We start from the raw sequence: 23,348 nt of genomic DNA on the forward strand, positions 1-23,348 counted from the left end.
TCGGGGCTCCCTGTATGCCTACGTTCCAGCGCTTTGATGTGGTCGTGTCAGAATGTTGATCACGAGCGACCGTCGGCCCGAGCAGCCCCCGCCGCCCCAAGAGGCCCCGCCGCCCGAGCCTGTCGAAGCCCCGGAGCCGACGAAGGCTGCGGACTCCGGTACGGGCCCGGCGGAAGCGCCGGAACCCACGGGCGGGCACACCGCAAGTGCCGAGCAGACGGATGACGCTCCGGAACCGGCGGCTGCAGAGGAAGCCGAAAGCACACCGGAGAAGACCGACGCGCCGGAACCGGGATCCGGGCAGCCCGACGCCGAGGCCCCGGAACCGACGGATGCGGAGGGCACGCAGGAAACGGGTGCCGAGGAAGCGGACGAGGCCCCGGAGCGGGAAGCCGAGCAATGGGACGCTGACACCCCGCAACCGGCGACTGCTGAGGACGCAGACGCAGACGCGGACGCGGACTTCGAAACCGTTCCGGCGGACGCACGCGAGACGCCGAGGTAGACCATTTCCGCCCCAAGACCTACGCGGTCCACCGAGGCCGGACGTATCCGGCCGCTGCTGAGGCCGACGCGTCGGGCCTCATCGCTCTGACCACTGGGGATGACCGGCCTGAGGATCTCATCGCCGATCCCCGGGACCCGAGCGGCGAGCGCTTCCTGGCCGCCCCGGAGCAGTTGGACGCCTGGTACCGGATCCACTGGACCTTCCGCTGGCAGGGCGGCCCCTTCGACGCCGTGGGGACGGTGGACGGCAGGATCAAGGGCGTCTACACGGGCTGCAGCTGGGGTTTCGCGGACAACTGGCAGCTGACCGACGAGACGGCTCTCAGCGGGTACACCCGGTACACGGTCCAGGCGAGCCTCAAAGGCGTCACCGACCTCGAACAGCACCGCACCGACCTGCTGGCCAAGCAGCAGCCGAGGTCCCGGGGGCCATCTCGGTGTCGCAGCACCTGCTCCAGCGTGATCAGGCATGGCTCCGGCACATACTCGTCGTATTCCACTTCCACCGAGGCGGTTCCGGGGGTGTGGTGAGGACGTCAGTGACGGCGGCTGCGGATCGCCAGAACGGCGCGGTCCTGGGCATGTACTTCTCCGGAGGGTGGTCGAAGGGGCACCACAGCACCTGGAGCGGATCGGCCCCGGCCTGCCCGGGCGGGCGCAGCAGGGGGATGTCACGCACGTACAACTGGGCCACGGGCAGCAAGGCGACCGGGCCCTCGGACCTCCAGCGGCCGGCATCGATCCGCTCCTTGATCGCTTCCTCCTCGGGCGTGTGCCGGGGGCCGTGGGGATTGCGGAGCAATCGGCCCTGGACGCGCCGCTCCAGCCGTACCTCTTGCCGGTGGGAGGGAATCGTTCATCTCGTCCCACTCGTGCGGGCCGTCGGAGTACGGCCACGGCTCGTCGGCGGGCCACGGCAAGGGCCCTCCAGTCGAACTGTCATGCGACGGCGATGGCCCGGGGCGAGGGTGCAACCGGATCGCCGTGCGTGCCGGCGGAGCCGGTTGAGGGAAGACCGCGGTGGCGTCGAGCGGCCGCGGCGGGGTGGTACGGATGGTGTTCAAAGTGGCGATGCTGCCAGCAGCCTCAGCTCCTCCTCCGCCGTGCTGCAGCACCCACCTGAAAGAGACTTCTCGGACATTCCCTAACGAGTGGACGGCAAGGTGAGGCTAAGCAGGGGGCTAATCGTGGGCGAGTCTTTACACGACTGAAACGTCACTTGGAGCCATCGGGCGATGCGTAGACAGCGGCAAGTGTCCTGTTTTGCGGGTTGACTTGGCGTCGAGGCGACGAGGGCGTATCGCCGCGCGGTCATCGCGTCTGCCTCCTCCGTGGAGCGCACGGTCGGCGGTGCGGTGTCCGAGCGGGGTTCCCGGGCCATCGCCCGGCGGGGCAGTGGTATACGGACGGCGGGTCGCGCCATGCGTACGGATGGCCGTGTCGCGAGTGTTCCGTTCTCCCCGCTATGACGGCGCATTCGCATTGGTCCAGTGGATGCGGCGGTTCCGGCCCCCGAACTGAGAGTGCACCGTTCCGGGCTTCCGCGAGGCCTCGTGCTCTCCGCTCCTCCGTGCCGTCCCGGCCGCCCTCGCCGCAGTCCGTGTGACGTTCTGCGGGCATGTGCCGACCGCAATGGGCCAGGCCATGTTGGCGCATATACAGCTGTCGGTGCAGGGCGGGCCGTACCTAGTTTTCATTTCGCTTAAACATTGCTGCCAACGAGAAATCGGGCAGGGCGGGGGCATCACAAGATGCGGAAGACGGCATTGCTCTTAGCCTGAATGATCGCGAAGCCTGACGGTGATTGCCGATGGTGATTGCCGAGGTGATTGCCGAGCCCGATTCACCGGGATGCCGGACATCGGCGCACAGCCGAAGCGCGAATGGTCTTTTCCGGACCGTCGCCGTGGGGCCGGCCGTCACGTGCAGCGATATGTCGAGCGGGGGATTTCATCGGCTCTTCATCGGTTCGGAAGCCAAGGTGTCGGCTCATCACGGCTCGGCACGCCACTGTGGGCGGGGGTTTATGCACCTTTTCTTCCTGTATGCGGCAGATCCGCCCAGCACTCACTGGCCCGGCTCGCGCAGACCGTCAACAGCAACACGGGCGCGTGTCAACTGAGGGTGTCAACTGAGGGGCGCATTCGGTCAATAAGGAACACGCGGCGTGGAAAATTTGAAGAGAATTCGAACAGGGGGAATCCATGGCAGGCGTGAGATCCGCTCATGAGCCCGCGACGTCGGACCCGGTGCCAGGGTTGCCGCCGCCGGCCGGCGCATACGGGGAGCCGCCCGTCCGGACGTTGTCGCGGTATTTCGAGCGGAGCTGCGACAAAAACCCGGACCGCACCGCCGTGATCTGCGGAACCGAACAGCTCGGTTATGCGGAACTCGACCGCCGCGCCAACCGGCTCGCGCACCTGCTCCTGTCGCGTGGCGTGACCCAGGGCGGCGCGGTGGGAATCCTGCTCGAACGGTCCGTCGACACCTACGTCACGCTGCTCGGAGTGATCAAGGCCGGGGCCGCCTACGTCCCGCTCGACCCGTCGTTTCCCGCCGACCGGCTGGCCTTCATCGCGCAGGACGCGGGGCTGTGCGACCTCGTGACGACCTCGGCGATGCGCGATCGTGCACAGCTCCTGCCCTGTCCGGTGCTGGAACTCGACCGCATGCAAGCGGAATTGGCCGATCAGTCCAGCGACCGCCCCGGTGGTGACATCCCGCCATCATCGGTCGTCTACATCATCTACACCTCCGGCACCACCGGCCGGCCCAAGGGCGTGGCGGTGTCCCACGCCAACATTGCCAACTTCCTTCGCGTGGTGACCCCGATCTACCAAGTGCGCGGCGAGGACCGCGTCTACCAGGGGCTGTCGATCGCCTTCGACTTCTCGGTGGAGGAGATCTGGCCGGCCTGGATCGCGGGAGCGACCCTGGTCGCGGGTCCCACCGACGCCCGCCGCGTCGGCCAGGGCCTGGGCGACTTCCTCATCGAGCAGGCGATCACCGTACTGTGCTGTGTGCCGACACTGTTGACGACCCTTGAGGCCGAAGTGCCGTCCCTGCGCAGCCTGCTCGTCAGCGGCGAGGCCTGCCCTCCCGACCTGGTACGCCGCTGGTCCCGCCCGGGCCGCCGCATCCTCAACGCGTACGGCCCCACGGAGACGACCGTCACGGCCACCTGCGGCGAACTCGTCCCTCACCGGCCGGTCACCATCGGCACCCCCCTGCCCACCTATCGCGTCTACATCCTCGACGACGAGCTGCGCCCCGTCGCCGAGGGCGAGAGCGGCGAGATCTGCGTCGGCGGCCCCGGGGTGGCGATCGGTTACGTCAACCGGCCCGACCTCACCACGGAACGGTTCGTGCCCAACCCGATCGCACGGGACCGCGCCGACGTCCCCCGGATCTACCGCACCGGCGACCGCGGCCGGTTCACCGCCACGGGCGAGATCGAGTACCTGGGCCGTGCCGACACCCAGGTCAAGATCCGCGGCTATCGCATCGAACTCGCGGAGATCGAGGAAGTGCTCCGCGAGGACGACTCGGTCGAGAACGCGGTCGTCACCCCCCTCGAACGGGACGGCGTCGTCCAGGACCTCGTCGGCTACGTCACCCTCACCGACCGCACGGCACGAGGCGCCGACGATGACCTGCGCGACCGGCTGCGCGTCCGCCTGCAACGCCGGCTCCCCGACTACATGATCCCCTCATTCGTCGAGGTGCTCCCCGAATTCCCGCTACTGGCCGCCGACAAGGTCGACCGGGCTGCCCTGCCCGCCCCCACGTCGCCGCCCCTCACCCGCCGCTCCGCCCAGCGCATCGCCCCTCGCACGCCGCTGGAGCGGCAACTGGCCGCGGAGTGGAAGGAGGTCCTCGGTGGCGAGGAGATATCCGTCGAGGATGACTTCTTCTGCGACCTGGGAGGACATTCCATGGCGGCGGCCCGCCTGATATCGCGGCTGCGGCGGCAGCCGCGCCTCCAGGGCGTGGCCATGGGCGACCTGTACGCCCAGCCCACCATCCGGGGCCTCGCCGCCTCCATCGAAGCCGCCTCCATCGAAGCCGCTTCCATCAAGGCCGCCTCCATCGAAGCCGGCGCCACGGCGCCCGGGGAGCAGCGGGCCGGCACCCCGCCACCACCGGTTCTGCGCCACTCCACCGCCCGGGTCCTGACCTGCGGTGCCGCCCAACTCGCCGCCTTCTGCGCATGGTTGCTCCTGCCCGGCCTGCCGGCGATGGTCCTGCTCTACCGCCTGCTCCTCGCCTGGCACGTCCCGGTGCACGGCCTCGCCCCCGGCAGCGCCCTGCACCGTCTCACGCACCTGAGCCTGCCCGGCTTCGTGCTCCTGGAAGTCACATGGCTGGTGGCGAGCCTCGTGCCGCTGCCACTGCTCTGCGGCCGATTGCTGATGCTCGGTGTCCGGCCGGGGTGGTATCCGCTGTGGGGCGTCACCTATCTGCGCTTCTGGCTCTACGGGAAAGTGCTGGCCTTCTCCCCGCTGGCGGTGCTGACCGGCTCGCCGCTGCTCGCCCCCTGCCTCCGGCTGCTCGGCGCCAGGGTCGGCCACGGCTGTCACCTGTCCGCCGTCATCGGCCTCCCGCCGTTCGTGGAGATCGGCGAGGGCACGAGCATCGGCTACGGCGTGCGCGTCCAGCCGTACGTGGTCGAGGGAGGCCGCATCCGGCTGGCACCGGTCCGGATCGGTTCCGGCTGCTTCGTCGGCACCAACAGCGTCGTCATGGCCGGCGCCGTGATCGGCGACCGCGCCTCGGTGGGGGAGCAGTCCCTCGTAGCCGCCGACCACGTCGTACCGGCGGAGGAACACTGGGCCGGCTCGCCGGCCGCCTCCCGCCCCGGCACGCCACCGCTCCTGGAGTCCATGGCCGCCGCGGCCGACGACCGGCCCTGGACCGTGCGCCTGCTGGCCGCGTACGGGGCGGGGGCGCTCCTGCTCACGCTCGTCCCGCTGCTCGCGACCGTGGCCGGTTCGGCACCCGTGGCGTACGTGGTGTGGCGGTACGGCTTCGCCTGGGCGCTGCCGGCCACGGCCCTGACCGGCCCGCTCGTCGTGCTGATGACCTGCGCTCTCGTGCTCCTCGTCAAACGGGGCGCCCTGCCGGCGGTGCGCGCCGGAATCCACCCCGAACGCAGCGGCTTCGGCGTACGCAAGTGGATCGGCGACGGCATGATGACCACGAGCCTGACGCTGACCCACTCCCTCTACTCCACCCTCTACCTCGTCCCGTTCCTGCGGCTGCTCGGTGCGCGCACCGGCCGCTGGTCCGAGGTGGCGACCGTCAGCTTCGTCGACCCGGACATGCTGATCATCGGCGAGGGCAGCTTCGTCGCGGACGTCTGCGTCGTGGGCCCGGCCGCCTTCCACCGGGGCCGTATCTCGGTCGCACCGGCGGAGGTGGGGCGACGCGCCTTCGTCGGCAACGGGGCGCTGGTCCCCGGCTCCTGCCGCCTGGGAGAGAACAGCCTGCTCGGGGTGCACTCCCTGGCGCCGACCCGGCCGACCGACCCCGAGACGACCTGGCTCGGCTCACCCGCGATCTTCCTGCCGCGCCGCGAGGCCAGCCAGGACTTCCCCGCGAAGCTCACCTACAGCCCCAGCCGGGGACTGATCGCGGCGCGCCTGGCCATCGAGTACTTCCGGGTGACACTGCCCGCCACACTCGGCGCGCTCGGCGCCCTCATCAGCTTCTACGCCGCGGTACGCCTCGCCGAGGCCCTGCCGCCGTGGGCGCTGCTGCTCCTGGGGCCGGCCCTGTTCCTCGGGGCCGGTGTGTGCTCCACCCTGGCCGTCGCCCTGCTCAAGTGGCTCGTCATCGGCCGCTACCGGCCGCGCGTGGAGCCTCTGTGGGGCATCTGGGTGCGGCGCACCGAGCTCGTCACGGGCCTGTTCGAGAACCTCGTCGTCCCGGCCCTGCTGAACTACCTGACCGGCACCCCCTGGATGGCCCCGGTCCTCCGCCTCTTCGGCGCCCGGATCGGCCGAAGAGCCTGGCTGGGTACGACGTACCTGACCGAGTTCGACCTGGTCGAGGTGGGCGACGACGCGGCCGTGGCCGAGGCCACCTCGCTGCAGACCCACTTGTTCGAGGACCGGGTCATGAAGATGTCCGACGTGAAGATCGGGGCGTCGAGCTCCGTGGGTACCCGCTCCGTCGTGCTCTACGACGCCGAAGTCGGTGCCGGCTCCTCACTGGACGCACTGTCCCTGGTCATGAAGGGCGAACGCCTGCCCGACCGGTCACGGTGGCGCGGCATCCCTGCCCGCCCCTGCTGACACCACGGGGCGGCGCTCCGACGCCGCCCCCTCCGCCCGCAATACCCTTACGGAGACAGTCATGGCACCCCTCGTACAGCGTGGTACATGGACCGAGCCGCACGTCGACGGCGCTCTCCCCGGTCCCCGCTCCGCCCAGTTCCTCGCGCGGCAGCGAGAGTGGGAGTCCAACGCCCGTACGTACTCGCGGCATTTGCCGATCGCCCTGGCGGAAGGTTCCGGAAGCTTCCTGAAGGACGTGGACGGCAACGTCTTCATCGACTTCCTCACCGGCGCCGGCGTGCTGTCGCTCGGCCACAACCACCCCGAGCTCGTGGAGGCCGTGACCGCACAGCTGGGGCAGCTCACCCACGGCCTCGACTTCCCCACCCCGGTGAAGGACGCCTTCGTCGAGGCCCAGCTCTCGATGCTGCCGCCCTCGATGCGCGACAGGGTGAAGATGCACTTCTGCGGGCCGACGGGGGCCAACGCGGTGGAGGCCGCCATCAAGCTCTGCAAGATCGCGACCGGCCGCGGCGACATCGTCTCCTTCCAGGGCGGGTTCCACGGCAGCAGCCACGCCACCATGACCCTCAGCGGCCTCGTGGCCCAGAAGCGCCCGGTTCCCAACGGCATGCCCGGCGTCCACTTCTTCCCGTACTCCTACTGCGCCAGGTGCCCGGTCGGCCTGTCGCCGGACACCTGCGCGACCAACTGCGTCGAATACCTGGAACGCTCGCTCGGCGACGCCAACGGCGGCATCCCGCTTCCCGCGGCGGTGTTGCTGGAAATGGTCCAGGGGGAGGGCGGCATCGTGCCCGCCCGAGCGGACTTCGTACGGCGCGTGCGCGACCTGACCCGCGAGCTGGACATCCCCCTCGTGGTCGACGAGGTGCAGACCGGCTGCGGACGCACCGGCACGTGGTTCGCCTTCGAGCAGTACGACATCGAGCCCGACGTCATCGTCGCGTCCAAGGCACTGAGCGGGATCGGCACACCGGTCGCCCTCATCATCTACGACGCCAAGCTCGACACCTGGGCGCCGGGCGCGCACATCGGCACGTTCCGCGGCAACCAACTGGCCTTCGCGGCAGGCGTGCAGACTGTGCGCATCGTCCGCCGCGACGACATCCTCGGCAACGTCCGCCGGCGGGGTGAGCAGATCGCGGACAGGCTCGCGGCGCTCCTGGCCGACCCTTGGGTGCGCGAGGTGCGGGGCCGTGGCCTGATGTGGGGCATCGAGCTGGCCGACCCCGGCACAGGCCGGCCCGCCTCGGCGTTCGCGGCCGCGGTCCAAAGCCGTGCGCTGCACAACGGGCTCATCGTCGAACTCGGCGGACGCGACGACTGCGTCGTGCGGATCATGCCGCCGCTGAACGTCACCGCCGACATCGTGGACACGGCCTGCTCGATCCTCGTCGACGCCGTCGAAGCCGGTCATCCGTAGCCCCGGGGCGGCCGGCACCGGCCGCCCCACACCGAGTGGCCGCCCGGACCAGGGCGCCGCTGGAGGACACCTGACCTCATGGCTCTCATCGTTCAGAAGTACGGCGGCTCCTCAGTGCGGACCGCAGAACACATCAAACGCGTCGCGGAACGCGTCGTCGCCACCCGCGGGCAAGGCCACGACGTCGTCGTCATCGTCTCCGCCATGGGCGACACCACCGACCGGCTGCTCGACCTGGCCCGGCAAGTCACCGACCTCCCGTCCCCCCGCGAACTGGACATGCTGCTCACCGCGGGCGAGCGCATCGCGAACGCGCTGACGGCGATGGCGATCCACACCCTGGGCGCCGAAGCATGCTCCCTCTCGGGCCCGCAGGCCGGAGTGCTCACCACGCCGGCGTACGGCAAGGCTCAGATCGTCGACGTCGCACCGCGGCGGGTGCGGCAGGCGCTGGACCGAGGGATGATCGTCCTGGTCGCCGGATTCCAGGGCATCAACCCGGAGACCGGGGACATCACCACGCTGGGCCGCGGCGGATCCGACACCACGGCCATCGCGCTGGCCGCCGTGCTCAAGGCCGACGTCTGCGAGATCTGCACCGACGTCGACGGCGTCTACACCGCGGACCCCAGGATCGTGCCGGAGGCCAGGCGCCTGGAGCACATCACCTACGAGGCGATGCAGGAGATGGCCGCCGGCGGCGCGAAGGTCCTGGCACCGCGCAGCGTGGAGTACGCCAGGCGGTGCGGCGTGCCCGTACACGTACGCTCCTCCTTCCACACCGGACCGGGCACCATGGTTTCCGGCTCGGCGGAGGACGTCCCTACGGAACACGGGGCGATCACCGGCGTCGCGCACGACGTGTCCGGCACGAAGGTCACCGTGACGGGCGTGCCGGACCGCCCCGGCACCGTCGCGCGCATCTTCCGTGCCGTGGCCGACGCCGGGTGCGAGGTCGACATGGCCTTGCAAAACGTGCCGTCGCCGGCCGACGGGCGCACGGATGTCACCTTTCTGCTGCCCAAGGACAGCGGGCTCGCCGCGACGGCCGCGCTCCGGAAGGTCCGCGCCGAGACCGGCTTCGCGGAGGTGCACCAGGACGACGACGTCGCCAAGGTCTCTCTCATCGGCAGCGGCATGCGCGCACACCCGGGCGTGACGGCGGCCTTCTGTGAGGCCCTGGCGGGGGCAGGCGTGAACATCGAGGTCATGTCGACCTCGGAGATACGGATCTCCGCCGTCTGCCGAACGGCGCGGCTCAGCGAGGCGATACGGGCTCTGCACGGCGCCTTCGGCCTCGACACGGGGGAGGGCGAGACGGAGGGCGAGGCGGCGACGTCCGGGTAGCCCCGGGCCCTTCCCGCCGGTGCGGGACAGGGGCCCCAGCAGCGGTCACCGTGCGCGGCCATCGTGGTGATCTCGAAGCGGGCCTCGGGGCGGTCCTTGGCCAGCAGCTCGACGCACCAGTCGGCCTGTCGGCGGGCCATGGTGCCGTTGCGGTTGCCCACCCGCACGATGTATGTGGTCTTCACGAGTCCTCCCCGGCGGCTGGGCGGGCGTCGTGGTGTCGGGCGGCGATGAGGGGAGTCGCGCAGGGGTCTCCGCCACGGCAACGCCGTCACCGTACCGACCGAAGTCCTTTACCGTGTCGGACCGCTGCTGCCGTGACCGCTGCCGGTGGGGCGGCCGCCGAGCGGCTACGACGCGGTGGCTTCCAGGATCAGCGCCTGTGGTGCCCGGAGGTACGCGGACCAGTAGGCGTCCCCGAGAAGCTCCCGGCCCTGGGGTGACACGGTCAGACGCGTCCAGGACGTACGAGCGAACCCCGCCGCGCGGGCGGCCCTTTCGTAGGTGTCCTTCGACCACCAGTGCGCGGTGAGGTGCAGCCGCCCGCCACTGGGAAGGGTAGCGTCCAGGGTGACGGGGGCGCCCTCCCGCTCCTCCGGCTGCGTCAGGGTGAAGCCGTAGGGGGCGTAGTAGGCGGTGCCCCGCCCGTAGTCCGGGTTGAGGGTCACGGCGACGAGACGGCCCCCGGTGGGCCGCAGCGCGCGGCGGGCCGTGGTGAGGACGCCGGTCAGCTCCTGCTGGGAGCGGGCGTAGCACAGGACGTAGACACTCAGGACGAGGTCGGCGGTGCCGTCGTCCGTGACCGGCCGGGTGGCGTCGGCGTGCACGTACCGGGCACCGACCGGGCGAGCTCGTTCGACGACCCGTGCCGTGGCGAGCATGCTTGCGGAGCAGTCGACACCGGTCACGCGGGCAGCGCCCCAGGCCGCCAGGCGGCGGGTGTAGACGCCCGAGCCGCACCCGAGGTCGAGTGCGTCGAGCCCGGTGACGTCACCGACGGCCTTCCGGACCGAGTGGTGTTCCAGATGTTCACGGAAGGGCAACCGGGCGGACTCTTCGTAGAGGTCGCCCAAGGCGTCGAACGCATCCGTTGTCCCGGCAGCGCCCGTGGTGCTCGGCTCGCGCATGCGTGACTTCACCTCCATACGACGGGCAGGGCAGCGGGCCGGAGGAACATGGAGGTGGTGTCCCAGGCGATTTCGCGGCGGGACACGGCGAGTTCCAGGCCGGGCAGCCGCTCGAACAGGGCGCGGTAGGCGACGGTCAGGGCGGTGCGTGCCTGGGCGGCACCGAGGCAGTAGTGAGGTCCCGCCCCGAAGGTGGGGTCGGCATTCTGCCGCCGCCGGACGTTGAACCTGGCGGGATTGCGGTAGTGGGCGGGGTCCCAGGTGGCGCCGAGCATCGTCGCGCAGACGGCGTCGCCCTCCCGGATGAGGGTGCCGTGCAGTTCGACGTCCTCCAGGGCGATGCGCGGCAGTCCGAGGACGCCGTTGTGGTGGTAGCGCAGAACCTCCTCGACCGCGCCCGGCCACAGGGACGGCTCCGAGACGCAGCGCAGGAGCTGATCAGGGTGGAGCAGGAGCGTCAGGGGCCCGGTGGCCAAGGGGGAGACCAGCGATTCCCCGCCGGTGACCAGCAGGTAGGAGGCCGTCCCGTAGAGCTCCTCCTCAGTGATGACACCGGCCTCGCGTGCCGACAGAAGTGCGCCCAGGGGGTCGTCACGGGACGGATCGTCGCGGCGCAGGTCGACGGCCCGCCGGGTGAAGTCGCTGACGGCCGCGGTCGCGGCGGCCACGTCCGCACGGTCGTCGGCGAAACTCATCTGCGCGGCGAACCCCGCCGAGGCCTGCTCCCACAGCGACCGGGGAACACGCAGCAGTGCGCAGGCCAGCCTGGGTGGGAGGGGAGTGGCGAAGGCCTCCATAAGGTCGCAGGGGTTGGGGCCGCGGACCATCGCGTCGAGCACTTCGTCGACCAGGCCGCGGATCGCCGGGCGGCAGCCGGCGGCCGCGGAACGTGTGTAGTAGGGGGCGAGGATGCGGCGGAGCCGGGTGTGGTCGGGCGGGTCGAGGTTGAAGAGGGAGCCGGGCACGGCGGTGACGTCTTCACCGACCACCCGGGGAGCTCCCGCGAAGGCGAGTCTGCGCGAGAAGCGCCGGTCGGCCAGGACGGAGCGGATGTCGTCCCCGCGCGTGAGCATCCAGGCCCGTGCCCCGGACGGTAGCAGGACGGGGCAGACCGGCCGGTGGGCCCGCGCCCAGTGGATCACGGGCGGTGGCGTCCCCATGGGGCCGAGGGCGAACGGATAGCGCAGGGGCAGGGGAGGCGGTGTCGCGGGCATGTGCAGGACGGTCACCGGGCTGTGACCTCCTGATCCTGTACGTCCTCTGCCGGCAGCCCCGCGGGCGAGGCGACGACGAAGCCCTGCCCCGGTGCGGGACGAAGCGCGGCGTCGTCCCGCAGGAGCGGCTCGATGAGCGGAATGCGCCGGTGGTAGACGAGGACCGAGGAGGCGGTGCCGAAGATACCCGGCGAGTCGAGCATGAAGGGAAGCTCCGACCAGGCGTAGCGGACGGCAATGTCGAGCCGCTCCTCAGACAGTTGCGGCCGCGCAACGGACATCCGCGGCCGCTCCTCGGACAGCTCCGGTCGCTCCACGGACTGCGGCTGTGCCATGATCCGCCCCTGCACGCCGGCGACGGCGGCACGGGCGACGTCCAGGCATGCCGCGCGGATACCCGGATCGCGGTGGTACGTACGCTCGGCCGTGCGACGAAGCTGCAGGTATCGCGGCACCGCCGCAAGAGACGTTCCCGTGTGGATCCGGCCCTCGCCGCACCCGGCCCGCAGAAGTGCGCGCTGCGCCGGCCTGCGAAGCTTCTTGACCGCCCGGCGCGCCCGGCCGACCGCCACGGATGGTTCCACACCCGCCGCGATCAGGGTGTAGGCCGCCTCGTAGCTCGGGATGATCACGTCCACCGCACGGAAAGTGCCGGCGGCCCACTCGACCAGGGATTCGACACGCCGCGCCGTGAAGTAACCGTTCCACGGCGACAGACCGATCAGGGCGTGCTCGGCCGCCATGAGGTGGCGCCCGCACTGGTCGGTGTACGGGAGCGCGTGAAATGACGGAACGGTCTCCATGGCTCTCCGGGGAAGGGATGGGCACATGGTGACGCGAAGCCCACGTCACGGGGCGTATCCCACGCCGGTTGCGCCCGGTCCGCCACGCCGGTCCCTCCGGGCGCCGACGCATTCGGGTGGCTTCGCATGCATCCCGCGTACGGGGCAACGGAGCGGGAGATCCCTCAGAGAGCCGAAGTGAAGGCGAACACCAGAGGAGAAGGGAACGGCATGCTGGGAGACGCACTGAACCCCGGAGAACTCGTCCGCTTCGGCGAGGGCCGCGGGGAGTACCGCCTGACGCCCCGTGCGGCCACTGCTCTGCAGGAAGCCGGCATCACACTGCAGGCGCTGTCACCCGGCGAAACGCACAGCAACGGGAACGGGGGAGTGTCGCTGCCCGTCACAGGTGGGAACATCGATCCGGACTTCTCGCGGGGCAAGCTGCAGTGCAAGGGCGGCTTCGACTTCACCCGCGGCGACGGCCGCAGGCTGCAGATCCGTGACCACTGGGCGGACGCGGCGGCCTCGCGCTACTACGCCACCGTCGACGGCCGCGAAGTGCCCTGGCTCGCCTTCCGCCTCGGCCCGCAGGTGCTGTCGCTGACCCCGGCGCGGCTCACGGCCAAGCTCCCGGTCACGCTGACCGAAGAGGGGGCTGCCTTGTTCACGGAGGTGCTGGGTGTCTCCCCGGTCCCCGCGGGCGAGAACCTCTTCGACACGGAGGGCCGGGTTTCGCTGACGCCGATGTCGATGGGCCTCTGAGGGCCGGCGGCCACTCCTCGGCGGGGTCCGGTGCCTGCGGTGGGATCGGTCCGACGGACGCGGCGTCGAGCACGTCGTCCCACGGTCGCGGCTTCTGTGTGGCGGTCACGACGTCCGTCAGGTCGTCGACGATCTGCTCGACGAACCACAGTGCGGACATGGACGTCAGGTTGTCGGCGGTCAGTACTTCCACCATCCAGGGGCAGGCGGCGAGCGTTTCGTGGATCGCGGTGGCGGCGGCGATGACCCGTTCGCGGGGGTGGGGGCCGGTTCGGGCCGGCTTCGGCCGCGATCCGGCGGGCTTGTTGAGAGCCCGCGAAGACGAGGGCCCCCTCAGCCGCCTTCCGGTTCCGCTGCCGTGCGTGTGTCACGGTTGGGAGGCTTGGCTCCCTGGGGGGGCTTCGTAGGTCTCCGCGGCGGTATTCCTGATCTCATCCTTCTTCAGGTAGTGGTCGGGTTATTCAAGATCGCGCACGGACGGTGGTAGGACCGGGTGATAGCCGGGGTTGGTGTGGGATCGGCGGATGCGGCGGGCTCGTAGTCGCATTCCGCCGGACGCCAGTGCACGGACGGGGGCTGGAGGGCGGGGAGCCCCGAAGGCATGGCGCAGCGGCTCGTCAAGAAGTGCGTCGGCCGCAGCGCGGATGAAAGGAGCCAGGAAGGAGGGGAAGCGGTTGGTGAGCAGGTCCCGGGTGGCAGCCCACAGTTCAGCTGCGTCGGCGGTGGCCGTGAATCGGGCCTGCTCGAAATGGTCCGTCCAAGTCGCGAACTCACCCCATGTAGGCGGGACGTCGCGGATTCCCATCCGGTCGGCGAGAGCGCGGTAGAAGGTATGAGAGGCCTCCTTCTCGTCCGGGGTCGTGGGCCGCCATGCGTAGGTGTCGCACCAGCGCATGGGAGCGATGTCGAAGCAGGCCAGAACGTAGAGGAACGCGTCATTGCTGATACGCCAGCGGGCGTGTACCCGGTTGAGGGCGGCCACTGTCTCAGCACCGCGGGCACCGTCCAGACCGTCGCGGAACAGCAGGTACATCATCTGTCCGGTCGCCTTGGCGCGGAGCTCTGTCCGCTTCGTCATCTTCCCGGTGGAGACCAGGACCTGGGCTATCTCGGGCACGGCGAAGGTTCGGTAGAAGCCGATGTTGAGACCCAACGCAAGATCCTCGCTGAAGTCATGGAAGGCGAGACTCCGGTAGATGGATTCAGCTTGCGACAATGCTGTGGCTGCATCAGATACGGGCTTCATGCGCAGATTCTCCCCTCCAGCGGTTTCGTTCCTCGCCGAGTCTCAGACAAGATCTGGGCCATGAACAGTCCGTGAAGGCGTCGGGCTCGGGCAACCAGGACCAGATGTCGGCATTCGTCTCCCGGGGCGCCGTCCGCGCCGCGGGAGCGTGCTCACAATGCTGGGCCGGGGGCTGCCGGGGGCGCAGGTCCTGGCAGGCCCGCCGGCCCAGGGTGTGCAGGGTGAACCGGAGCGAGCCGACAGCCACGACCTCGCCTGCGCTGCTCACGCGTCGCCCTCGCTTTCGTTGTCCTCATCCGGGTAAGAGCCGGCGAGCGCGGCCATGGCTTCCCGCATGGCCCCGTCCCTGCCCCCACCCCCGCCCCGCCCCGTTCCGGGACCGGTGACCGGATCGCGGTGGTTCTGCGGCGGACGGACGTGCAGATGGACAGACGTGTCACGCCTGGGATGCGAACGCTGGTGCGAGGTGGAAGGAGTCGGTAGGGTTGCGCTCTTCGGCGGGCTGGTGCCCGCGGGAGTCCCGAGAGCTGCACCTGAAACATGAGCTGTGACACGGCTGCCGCGCGCTTGCGCCTTGATGCCGCCCTGGCCCGCGTGGCCATGTCCTTCTGCGGGATGACCGCACGGCCCAACGAGTCGAACTGCGCGTGCCACTGGGGCAGCGCGGAGGAGCTCGCGCTGCTGAAGACGCCGGACACGGAGCTCGATCCGGACCTCCTGCACCGGACGTGGTCCGCGTGCGACTGGAAGGACCACGCAGCGGTGCTACGTCGCATCCTGCCCCAGCTCACCCGTGGCTTGGTCCGCGGTCATGTCGACGTCGGGCACTTCGCGGAGGAAGTCGGGCACTCCTTCGCCCTCGGAGAGTGGCGGCAATGGCCCGCACAGCAAAGGGCCGCCGTGAGTGAGTTCCTCTGCGCATGGTGGGCACACACCTTGGTCGATCCGGAACCGGTGGTGCCCGCGCACGGTGTCTTCGTCGTATGCGCTGAGGCATTCGCCGACGTCGGCCCCTGGCTCAGCATCTGGCAAGCCACTGACCATCCTGCAGCCGACCGGCACCTGGCCGAAGCGGTCGATCGCTGGGAGTGCGACCTGTTGTGCGACGAACTGCCGTGGAGCGCGTGGGACAACAAGGACGACATGTGCCGCGAACTGGCGCAGTGGCTGGTCCTTCACACCCCGGCCCGGCTCCGGTCACACGGTGCCCCCCCAGCAGCTGATCCACCGCATACGGCTGCTCGGCCTCTCCCACCCCGACCGCTGGGCGGACCCGCTTCTGGCCGCGTACCGCTTCTGAGCGCGGCGGAATGAGGACGAAAGCATGCCGGAACACGCACCCTGGGCGGCTCGTCTTGGCATGGGCGGTTGGCTACTGGTACCAACCGTCTCCGCCATCATCGGCGAGAGCACGCTCGAGATAATCCTGCAGGTCCCGGGCTACCCATCGGCGGCTGTCGTCCTCGTGCTGCCACACGAAGATGTCGGACCGGGGCGGGGTGCGAATGAATGCGAACTGGTCGCCGCCGCCGTTGTCGCCGAAGAAGATGAGTGCCTCGAAGGGCATGTAGAGGTCGGCGAGAGAGCCGTCCGACCAGAAGCGGAGGTTCTCCTCGACGATCCGCTCCAACGGCCAGACCATGTCCACGCCGTCGTGTCCCACGATACCGTCGGTCTCCTGGAGCAGACTGACGAGCTCGGCCGGCAAGCGGCACCCCAGCTGTTCGGCAGCTGCCAGCCCGGCCGCACTGACCGGCCCTTGGAATTCGGCACCGGAGAACGTCTGACCTGCCGCTTCTCGCCACATGAGCGAAATCCTAGACCCGGCGAGAAGTGCACTTCTTGCGCCCACCTCGCTCGGCTCAGCGGCTGCGCCGCTGTTCGTAGACGGTCAGGGACAGACTCTTCATCGCGGCAGCCGCCTGCTGGGCATCCGTGCCTCGGTCAATGACCTCCAGGGACGCGGCCGCGGCCGCGGAAAGCCGTACCGCCGGGCACGACGCGAGCCGATGCCCGCCCCCAACCCCGCCGCTACCGCAACACCCAGAGCCATGAGCCGGCCGCCCAGGACCGGGCCCACGCACAAGCCGCCCAGGGCCGAGGGAAGCTCCTCAGCGGCCACCCATGCCCGGAACGGTTGGTCGCCTCGGCGCTCTGGAGTGCCTGTGTACACGCCGACAATCGCGCGGCCGTGCATGAGCGCGTCATCTCGGCGCCCGAGGGTTTCCTTCCACACGGACAGATCTCCGGCAGAGTCAAACACTCATCCCGCGCTGGTGCGGCAACTTCCTCCTGACCGCCGCACAGGTCCGCGGGACACTGCCGAGCGTCGAACGGGCCCTGTCTTTCACCCAGGAAGAGCGAGCCGCGGCCAGGGGTCAGGATTGGCACGACCACGGGCCGGATGAGGAGACCGTCCTTGCCGGCCCACTGCGCCAGTGGCGCCGTGCCACCTAGGCAGGACTCGGCCTCGTCGGGGGGCAATCTGCTCATCTGCCGACCGGTACTGACCGGTTGCGAGGACTTGTCGGCGTACGCTCACGAAAAACGCACCGTGACCGGAAAGGACGTGCGCCATGCTCGGCTGGAGCATCCATATATCGGCCCGGACCCCGGAAGGGTCCGACTCGGACACCGCCCACCTGGCGCACTGGACGGTCGGTGTGTTCGGGCTGGGCTGGCTCACTGACCTCGTCAAGGCGGGCAAGGCCGAGCAACTGTCGAACTCCGGCTACCCCTGCCGCTACACCGCCCGCGCCGGCGACGTACTGCCGCTGCTTGCCGGCGGAACGCCGCCCCAGGACCGTCCCCAGGACCGTCCCCAGGACCGTCCTCAGGACCGGGTCCGCGACGTGTGGATGAACTCCGAGCGCATCGCCGCGTGTCCTGCGGATCAGGTCCTGACCATTGATGCATGGGACCAGTCGTAAGCACCGAGACTCGGTGAAGGCCGCAGGCCTCTTCCGACGCACCGGCACACGGTCATGGTGACCGGCAGTGCCGGCGCGCCGTCGGCAAGGGGAGTCCCGGACGCCCGATCAGTGGGCCATCCGGCGGTTCATCTCCCGTGCCTGCGCGTTCAGCGCGTCGACGACAACGGCCGATGTTGCCCGAAGGGCGGCGGGGATTTGCGCGTCGCGCTGGACGCCATCCCTTACCGGGCCGGACACCGGTTCGGGCGTCCCCCCCCTCGATTCCCGCCCGCCTCGCGAGCGCGACTGCCGTCGCCACGAACCCCTCGGAGAGCGCGAGGATCACAGAGTGCCTCGTCCGGCAGTGCCAGGCGACCAGGCCGCGCACGAAGTCGGCGTACACGGCGGGGTCGATCTCCAACGTGTCCGGGTCACAGTCACTGTCACTGCTGCCCTGTCTGATTCCCGAGGACAGCTCGAGCTCCGCCTCGAAGACCTCAAGCTGCCGAAGGAAGAGGCGGCCGGCACCGTTCGACGGGTTCCACAGCGTCTCGTCGCCGACGTCGAAATACATGCTCATCGCTCATCCCCCTGCTCAGCGGCCCTGGCCCAGGGTAGGTGACCGGGTAGCTGGCAGGCACCGCGGCAAGAGCGGCGACGTCCCCCGGCCGCACCGGGGAACCGGAGCAGGCGACGTTCGATGGGCCCCTCACCCGCTGGCCGCCGGGGCCGGGCCACTCGATCAGGCATGGCGCTACCGCTGCGCGGCGGACGAGCTGCTGCTGCAGCGGATGGCCGGTGGGCAGACACGCGCTGAGGCGCTCGGCTGACCCGGGGGTGACGCAGAGCAGGGTGTCGCCGGCCAGGCACGTGCCGCGGCGGCGCTCCCACTTGATGGCGTTGAGCGTCTTACGGACGCCGGTTCGTTCGGCTTCACGGAGACTAGCGGTGGCGGCGCCGTTCGGGTGGCCAGAACGCGTAGCGCTACCTGCACCACCGCCGTGCCACCTCCCGCCGGGAGGAGCCGAGTCAGCTCATGCCCTTGATGTACTGGGATGGATGATACGGAGCCCGGCGAAGTCCTGCGGCTCGGCTTCGCTGCCACCAAGGGCGAAAGCTAGGGGCACCACGATAAGCCCGAAGAGGAAGCCGCCCAGCCACCGGCCGAGAGCCTGGTGCAGCCGGGGCCGGCCGCCATCACTGCTGCGCACCACACTGGTGCCCACCAGCGCCTTGCCCGTACTCGCGCGGACCATCACCACCAGCACCACGTGATTGACGAAGGACACAGCCACACCGCCGGCCAGAACGCTGGCCCACACGGGACCCGGGATGGCCATGCTCGTGACCTGCGACATGAAGTAGACGAGCCCCGCCGCAAGCCCACTGGCGAAAGAGAGCATTCCGTCAAGAACAGCCGCTGCGTAACGCCGCCTCAGGCTCGCCGACCGGATGCCGGTCACCGCCACGCTCACACTTCCCCCACGCCCCGAGAAATCATCTTCACCAGGACCGTATCCCACCACCCATCAGGAGCCTCCCGCGCCCGACGCCTTGCGAGGTGTGACGCAACGGGCCGACGCCTCGTGTCCGACGGCGTTGGCGGCGGACGCGAGCCTGTTGAGCGCGCGGTCCGCGGCGCCCCGCCGCCGGGCCGGCGGCGGGGCCCGATCCGCTGCGTGGGACTCCGGGCGACGCCGTACGGGAAAGCGGAACCGGACCGGGCTGCGCCAGCTGTACCGCGAGCGCCCGGAGGTGCTGTTTGCCCATCCGGGCGCTCGCGGCGGCCACGAGTGTGCTGGAGACCCCGGCACCGTGGTGGTGGTCAAGGTGCTCACTCGCTGGACGGATCCGGTCGAGGCGATGGTCGACGTCCGTCGTCACCGGGGCGCGTGAGCAACTGGTTGTCACCGGCTCAACGGAGTCGGGAGGAGGTGTATCCGGCGGCGATCGAGACGGCCGTGGCCCAGCACCGCACCCGGACCTGGTCCACTACCGGGTGCTGTACGGGCCGCCGCGGCATCGGGCGCTCGCTGACCATCTGGTGCGGCCGCTGGAGCAGCGCGATCCGGCCGTGCGTCGCAACGGCATCAAGACGCTGCACATCAGGCCGCAGGCACATCCGGATCTTGTCCTCATCGCTACCCGGGGGCAGGCCCATCCAGAGGCCCCCCGGCGACTGTTCCCGGAGAGTCCCAATCAGGCGACCTCGGACACTGGCGACTAGCGTGGAAACCAGGAAGCACCCGCGTCCCGGGGTCGTGCGCCTGTGGCAACTGTTGAGCCGTCAACCGGGAATGCCGCTCCGTGGCGCGTCAGTATAACCATGAGGAGATGGTGAGGATGTCGCACCAATATTCAGGAGCAGAAAGCGGACCCTCGACACGTAAACTTGAGAACGCAGAGCCCGAAAGGATCCCCGACGGGCTGGCCGCCGAGCTGTCGGCGCACCAGGCAGCCAGTGGACGCATGCGCGAGTTCTTCCCGGACGTTCCTGTTGTTCTCGATGGGGAAGCCGTCGAGGACCTTGAGCGCATGAACGCGGAACTGGTGCAGCCCTTGTTCATGACGCGCCTGGTTTACGATTCATCCTTGGCTCTGGGGGCCTTCACTAACCGTGAAGCAATGCTTGCGGAGGCGCGCCGCATGCATGCCCAGGCCGATGAAAGGTCACTCGCGTCAGCACTCGAGGCGATCTGTACACAGCCACCCGACTCCTTGCCCACCCAGGTATGTTTCTTCGAAGACATCAACGAGGGGGGCGATGTGAAGTGTGTGGACGCGGGGCTGGGGTACCCAGACTTGAGTAAGGTGCACAGAGGTTTTCTTGGCACGCAGGATTGGAATTTCGTCATCTCCTCCCTCAGCCAATGCCGATTCGACGTGTCGCTCTTCGATCTCCTCCAATGGCACGGAGACGAGTTCTTCCAGCCTAAGGGATGCAACACACCGGATCTGGGTCGATTCCGCTGGAACGATCTAGCAGTTTCGATCGCAAACTGGGGAACGTAACCAACCGGGAGAAGTCCGCAGATCACCGGTGCCCTCGGACGTTCGTAGTCGCGGTGCTCAGGCAACGAGCCGGACCAGGACGTTGGACGGATCCACGGCGGTGACGGTGCGCGGGAGCGGGCCGGCACTGCAGCGACGTGCATTGCGACGACCGGGTTCTGCTCCGCTCCAGCCGGGACTGCCCCGCCCCCTGCGAGGGGCGACAAGCCGACCGCCTTGCCCAGCCCCCGCCCCGGTCGCGGCCGCCGTGGATGCCGCGATGCCCAGGGCCTCCGAGGCCGAGCGGAGGCCGCATCAGCCGGTGACTGCCGAGGGCTGGGCGAAGGCATAGGAGCGGTAGTCGCGCTCCAGTAGCTCCTCGGAAACGATCGCGTATCCGAGATCGGCCAGCGCCCGATTGCACTTGTGCAGATCCGCGCTGTCCAGCTCGCCTTTCGTCCCGTGCTTCCCCGGTGACGAGGAAGGCACCGGGGTTGTCCGCACAGACCAGGGCCGGCGAGCCGAACTTGCTCACACAGATGACGATCCGGGTCCCGCTCACAGTCGCACTTACTGGCACGGTGACAGGCCCGTACTCACTGGAGTCCTGGGTGTCCCGCTCACTGGCACATCGCACTCCCATGCACCTTGGCTCCAAAGGCGGTTGCGCAGGAGGCGCTCCGGACAACGGCTAGTCCGATCACCGGCCCGCCACCGGACAGGTTGCCCAGGCCGACGGCCACTGCGTCACGGCGTCGGCGGGTGCCGGTACGGTGAGTGGCGCTCTGCCTCTGGATGACCCCCGGTAGCAGCCGGGACTGCCAACCGGAGGCGGGATGTCTGCCCGGCCTCGCAGCGACGAGCTCGACTCTCTGCCGGCTGCGGATGCTGAGTGCCGGGCGATCTCAACACCGCTCGGCCCGATCTAGCTGATCATCCAGGCGAACGTTGAGAAGGCGATGAGGCCGAGGAGCCAGAAGGAGCAGCCCGCCTTCGGGTTGCGGCCTTTGACCCAGGCTCCTTTGACCTTGGTGCCGTACTTGTTGACGTAACCCCTGCGCCAGTGCTTGGCCATCCCGCTCCCCATGCTCCCCGTGTTCCTCGGCTGCTCCCCGTGCTCCTCGGCGTGGTCGGGTGTGACCTCTCGAGCTTGCTGGCTTTGAGAGTGCGGTAGCCAGAGAGCGCCTGGCCGTTTGTACTGGTGGCCAGGGGTGTGAGGGGGATGCAGGTCGACTTGAGGGCTATCGCGGAGCCCCGGGGTGTACACGGCGGCCGGCCGGCCGCGCGGTCTTGTCAAAGAACTCCCTGCTTGTCAGAGCCGGAAGACCCCGAGCGGAAGGGAGAGGGGAAGTGCGATGGACGATGTGTGGTCACGACTGAGTGCAGTGAAGCGGTGCGACGTGGTGCCGGAAGTGCGGCGTCGTTCGGCAAGGCCCTGCTGATGCTGCTCCGGCAATATCGGCCATCGCTGCAGGCCGCGGCGGCATCGTCATTATCGGTTCCTCGGTCGGCCGGTCGCCTCTACGTCGTCTGCCCGCGTGATTGCTTCCCGACCGAGTTGTCCCGGCCGATCGAGCGCCTGACGGCTGGCTTGGGGGCCTTGATCGACGAGGAAGGGGCTCTACGCCCTTCCTGTGACAGCCGTAGCCTGAAGTCTCCGCTGGTCATTACCCTGCTGGCTCCGCCGGCCGGCAGTCAGCGGAATGCTGCGGTGAGCCGTCAGAGAGGCTGGTACGACCCAAGCCGTCTCAAGTCGTACGCACCAGCGGTCTGATGCTGACGTCGGCCATACCCCGGCCACCTCCCTTTACCGGCAGCCCCGCTCACCAGGGCCGGCGAACCTTTAGCGCCGCTTTCGGCGCCTCCTATGCCGCTCCTCATGTGAGCGATCCTTGGACCCGGCACGTCCACAGCTCCACCGGTAAGCTGGCGCCTCGTGCCGGATACCCGCCGATCCGTCCCGTCGCCCTCCCTGCCGCCGTCGACCGCGCCTCACAGCGGCGCCTGGATTCCGCACGGCTTCCAGCTCGATCCGCACTCCCACACCGAGGGCCAGCTGGTGTATGCGGCCGCCGGTGCCCTGGCCACCACGACCGAGCGGGGGACCTGGGTCGCTCCGGCCCACCGCGTGACGTGGACACCGCCGGGGTTCGAGCATTCGCATCGCTTCTACGGCACCACCGACGCCCGCCTCGTCACCGTCCCGGTCGACCTGTGCGGCGAGTTGGTGGCGCATCCCAGTGTGTTCGCGGTGAGCCCTCTGCTGCGCGAGGCCCTGCTGGCGCTGACCGACCGCGCAGAAGCCCGCCCCGGCGCCGTGGGGCGGCTGCTCGCCGTGGTGATCGACGAGCTCGCCGAGACTCCCGAGCAGTCCCTGCACCTGCCTCAGCCCCGTGACGACCGGCTGCGCGCCGTCACCGACCTCCTGCACGCCGAGCCCGGCCGGAGCGCGACCCTGGCCGAGCTGGGGCGGGCAGCGGGAGCGAGCGAACGGACCTTGAGCCGCCTGTTCCACACCGAGCTGGGCATGAGTTTCCACCGCTGGCGCACCACGCTGCGGATCCACCATGCCCTGGCCCGGCTCAGCGATGGCCGACCGGTCACCGACACGGCGATGGAGTGCGGCTGGTCCAACCCGTCGAGTTTCATCGACGCCTTCACCGAGATCGTCGGCCAGACCCCCGGCCGCTACCAGGCCGGTCTGCGCAAGCACGGAAGGTAGCCGGTTACGGCCT

Annotated in this window: 19 protein-coding genes and 1 pseudogene; 10 read left to right on the forward strand and 10 right to left on the reverse strand. The window is 69.5% G+C overall.

Features of this window, described 5'->3' with window-relative positions; translation table 11 throughout:
• Positions 1 to 52: 52 nt before the first annotated feature.
• From IF61_RS0125740 to IF61_RS0125760, 5 genes are all read left to right on the forward strand, one after another.
• Positions 53 to 505, forward strand: coding sequence for a hypothetical protein (locus tag IF61_RS0125740; RefSeq protein ID WP_030368919.1), 453 nt, complete (start codon positions 53 to 55; stop codon positions 503 to 505).
• Between the two features lie 173 nt (positions 506 to 678).
• On the forward strand, positions 679 to 1,038 hold the full coding sequence (locus IF61_RS37615; RefSeq protein ID WP_030368920.1) for a hypothetical protein: 360 nt from the start codon (positions 679 to 681) through the stop codon (positions 1,036 to 1,038).
• 1,718 nt (positions 1,039 to 2,756) lie between these two features.
• A complete protein-coding gene (locus IF61_RS0125750) occupies positions 2,757 to 6,803 on the forward strand; it encodes a Pls/PosA family non-ribosomal peptide synthetase (protein WP_281178049.1) in 4,047 nt (1,348 codons plus the stop codon).
• Positions 6,804 to 6,864: 61 nt separating this feature from the next.
• On the forward strand, positions 6,865 to 8,229 hold the full coding sequence (locus IF61_RS0125755; protein WP_030368922.1) for an aspartate aminotransferase family protein: 1,365 nt from the start codon (positions 6,865 to 6,867) through the stop codon (positions 8,227 to 8,229).
• Between the two features lie 78 nt (positions 8,230 to 8,307).
• A complete protein-coding gene (locus IF61_RS0125760) occupies positions 8,308 to 9,576 on the forward strand; it encodes an aspartate kinase (protein ID WP_043190718.1) in 1,269 nt (422 codons plus the stop codon).
• A 350-nt stretch (positions 9,577 to 9,926) separates the two neighbouring features.
• Here IF61_RS0125760 and IF61_RS0125765 read toward each other — a convergent pair whose 3' ends face one another.
• From IF61_RS0125765 to IF61_RS0125775, 3 genes are read right to left on the reverse strand one after another with little or no spacing between them, the layout of a single operon-like run.
• Positions 9,927 to 10,703: a class I SAM-dependent methyltransferase gene (locus IF61_RS0125765; protein ID WP_052393032.1), complete on the reverse strand. Its 777-nt coding sequence runs from the start codon at positions 10,701 to 10,703 to the stop codon at positions 9,927 to 9,929.
• 8 nt (positions 10,704 to 10,711) lie between these two features.
• On the reverse strand, positions 10,712 to 11,917 hold the full coding sequence (locus IF61_RS0125770; protein ID WP_157848668.1) for a cytochrome P450: 1,206 nt from the start codon (positions 11,915 to 11,917) through the stop codon (positions 10,712 to 10,714).
• 11 nt (positions 11,918 to 11,928) lie between these two features.
• Positions 11,929 to 12,747 carry a tRNA-dependent cyclodipeptide synthase gene (locus IF61_RS0125775; RefSeq protein ID WP_078660494.1) on the reverse strand — a complete coding sequence of 273 codons (819 nt, stop codon included), beginning with the start codon at positions 12,745 to 12,747 and terminating at the stop codon, positions 11,929 to 11,931.
• Between the two features lie 183 nt (positions 12,748 to 12,930).
• Here IF61_RS0125775 and IF61_RS0125780 point away from each other — a divergent pair, with 183 nt between their 5' ends.
• On the forward strand, positions 12,931 to 13,464 hold the full coding sequence (locus IF61_RS0125780; protein WP_030368927.1) for a hypothetical protein: 534 nt from the start codon (positions 12,931 to 12,933) through the stop codon (positions 13,462 to 13,464).
• Positions 13,465 to 13,576: 112 nt separating this feature from the next.
• Here IF61_RS0125780 and IF61_RS37140 read toward each other — a convergent pair.
• Both IF61_RS37140 and IF61_RS0125790 read right to left on the reverse strand, forming a co-directional pair.
• A pseudogene (locus tag IF61_RS37140) lies at positions 13,577 to 13,726 on the reverse strand (TetR/AcrR family transcriptional regulator); the annotation flags it as partial.
• A gap of 195 nt (positions 13,727 to 13,921) precedes the next feature.
• Positions 13,922 to 14,710, reverse strand: a complete 789-nt coding sequence (locus IF61_RS0125790; protein ID WP_078660495.1) for an oxygenase MpaB family protein — start codon at positions 14,708 to 14,710, stop codon at positions 13,922 to 13,924.
• A 540-nt stretch (positions 14,711 to 15,250) separates the two neighbouring features.
• Here IF61_RS0125790 and IF61_RS32675 point away from each other — a divergent pair.
• Positions 15,251 to 16,024, forward strand: a complete 774-nt coding sequence (locus tag IF61_RS32675; protein ID WP_342668023.1) for a hypothetical protein — start codon at positions 15,251 to 15,253, stop codon at positions 16,022 to 16,024.
• Positions 16,025 to 16,082: 58 nt separating this feature from the next.
• Here IF61_RS32675 and IF61_RS0125800 read toward each other — a convergent pair whose 3' ends face one another.
• On the reverse strand, positions 16,083 to 16,517 hold the full coding sequence (locus IF61_RS0125800; RefSeq protein ID WP_030368930.1) for an SMI1/KNR4 family protein: 435 nt from the start codon (positions 16,515 to 16,517) through the stop codon (positions 16,083 to 16,085).
• 769 nt (positions 16,518 to 17,286) lie between these two features.
• Here IF61_RS0125800 and IF61_RS0125805 point away from each other — a divergent pair.
• Positions 17,287 to 17,640, forward strand: coding sequence for a hypothetical protein (locus IF61_RS0125805; protein WP_030368931.1), 354 nt, complete (start codon positions 17,287 to 17,289; stop codon positions 17,638 to 17,640).
• Between the two features lie 52 nt (positions 17,641 to 17,692).
• On the opposite strand, the gene IF61_RS37145 is transcribed toward IF61_RS0125805, so the two are convergent.
• Together IF61_RS37145 and IF61_RS0125810 are read right to left on the reverse strand one after the other, a co-directional pair.
• Entirely contained in the window at positions 17,693 to 18,202 is a 510-nt protein-coding gene (locus IF61_RS37145) for a DUF6086 family protein (RefSeq protein ID WP_245684611.1), read from the reverse strand.
• A 454-nt stretch (positions 18,203 to 18,656) separates the two neighbouring features.
• Positions 18,657 to 19,091, reverse strand: a complete 435-nt coding sequence (locus tag IF61_RS0125810; protein WP_052393035.1) for an RDD family protein — start codon at positions 19,089 to 19,091, stop codon at positions 18,657 to 18,659.
• 874 nt (positions 19,092 to 19,965) lie between these two features.
• On the opposite strand from IF61_RS0125810, the gene IF61_RS0125820 reads away from it, so the two are divergent.
• On the forward strand, positions 19,966 to 20,634 hold the full coding sequence (locus IF61_RS0125820) for a hypothetical protein (RefSeq protein WP_157848669.1): 669 nt from the start codon (positions 19,966 to 19,968) through the stop codon (positions 20,632 to 20,634).
• A gap of 294 nt (positions 20,635 to 20,928) precedes the next feature.
• Here the strand turns inward: IF61_RS0125820 and IF61_RS36625 are convergent, their stop codons facing one another.
• Both IF61_RS36625 and IF61_RS36010 read right to left on the reverse strand, forming a co-directional pair.
• Positions 20,929 to 21,102, reverse strand: a complete 174-nt coding sequence (locus IF61_RS36625; RefSeq protein ID WP_211264936.1) for a hypothetical protein — start codon at positions 21,100 to 21,102, stop codon at positions 20,929 to 20,931.
• A 436-nt stretch (positions 21,103 to 21,538) separates the two neighbouring features.
• The gene (locus tag IF61_RS36010) at positions 21,539 to 21,700 is read right to left on the reverse strand and encodes a hypothetical protein (RefSeq protein WP_157848670.1); all 162 of its coding nucleotides are present in this window, start codon (positions 21,698 to 21,700) and stop codon (positions 21,539 to 21,541) included.
• 921 nt (positions 21,701 to 22,621) lie between these two features.
• Here IF61_RS36010 and IF61_RS0125835 point away from each other — a divergent pair.
• Positions 22,622 to 23,335, forward strand: coding sequence for a helix-turn-helix domain-containing protein (locus tag IF61_RS0125835; RefSeq protein ID WP_211264939.1), 714 nt, complete (start codon positions 22,622 to 22,624; stop codon positions 23,333 to 23,335).
• Positions 23,336 to 23,348 lie beyond the last annotated feature (13 nt).

This window comes from Streptomyces roseoverticillatus (assembly GCF_000719265.1).
In the GTDB taxonomy this organism is placed as follows: Bacteria; Actinomycetota; Actinomycetes; order Streptomycetales; family Streptomycetaceae; genus Streptomyces; species Streptomyces roseoverticillatus.

Bases quoted from the DNA above. Each gene is read 5' to 3' on its own strand.
- IF61_RS0125760 (WP_043190718.1), top strand. From the start codon at position 8,308: ATGGCTCTCATCGTTCAGAAGTACGGCGGCTCCTCAGTGCGGACCGCA.
- IF61_RS0125775 (WP_078660494.1), bottom strand. From the start codon at position 12,747: ATGTGCCCATCCCTTCCCCGGAGAGCCATGGAGACCGTTCCGTCATTT.
- IF61_RS0125790 (WP_078660495.1), bottom strand. From the start codon at position 14,710: ATGAAGCCCGTATCTGATGCAGCCACAGCATTGTCGCAAGCTGAATCC.
- IF61_RS37145 (WP_245684611.1), bottom strand. From the start codon at position 18,202: ATGAGCATGTATTTCGACGTCGGCGACGAGACGCTGTGGAACCCGTCG.
- IF61_RS32675 (WP_342668023.1), top strand. From the start codon at position 15,251: ATGAGCTGTGACACGGCTGCCGCGCGCTTGCGCCTTGATGCCGCCCTG.
- IF61_RS0125755 (WP_030368922.1), top strand. From the start codon at position 6,865: ATGGCACCCCTCGTACAGCGTGGTACATGGACCGAGCCGCACGTCGAC.
- IF61_RS0125805 (WP_030368931.1), top strand. From the start codon at position 17,287: ATGCTCGGCTGGAGCATCCATATATCGGCCCGGACCCCGGAAGGGTCC.
- IF61_RS0125800 (WP_030368930.1), bottom strand. From the start codon at position 16,517: ATGTGGCGAGAAGCGGCAGGTCAGACGTTCTCCGGTGCCGAATTCCAA.
- IF61_RS36010 (WP_157848670.1), bottom strand. From the start codon at position 21,700: ATGGGGAGCGGGATGGCCAAGCACTGGCGCAGGGGTTACGTCAACAAG.
- IF61_RS0125765 (WP_052393032.1), bottom strand. From the start codon at position 10,703: ATGCGCGAGCCGAGCACCACGGGCGCTGCCGGGACAACGGATGCGTTC.
- IF61_RS0125740 (WP_030368919.1), top strand. From the start codon at position 53: ATGTTGATCACGAGCGACCGTCGGCCCGAGCAGCCCCCGCCGCCCCAA.
- IF61_RS0125770 (WP_157848668.1), bottom strand. From the start codon at position 11,917: ATGCCCGCGACACCGCCTCCCCTGCCCCTGCGCTATCCGTTCGCCCTC.
- IF61_RS0125780 (WP_030368927.1), top strand. From the start codon at position 12,931: ATGCTGGGAGACGCACTGAACCCCGGAGAACTCGTCCGCTTCGGCGAG.
- IF61_RS0125820 (WP_157848669.1), top strand. From the start codon at position 19,966: ATGTCGCACCAATATTCAGGAGCAGAAAGCGGACCCTCGACACGTAAA.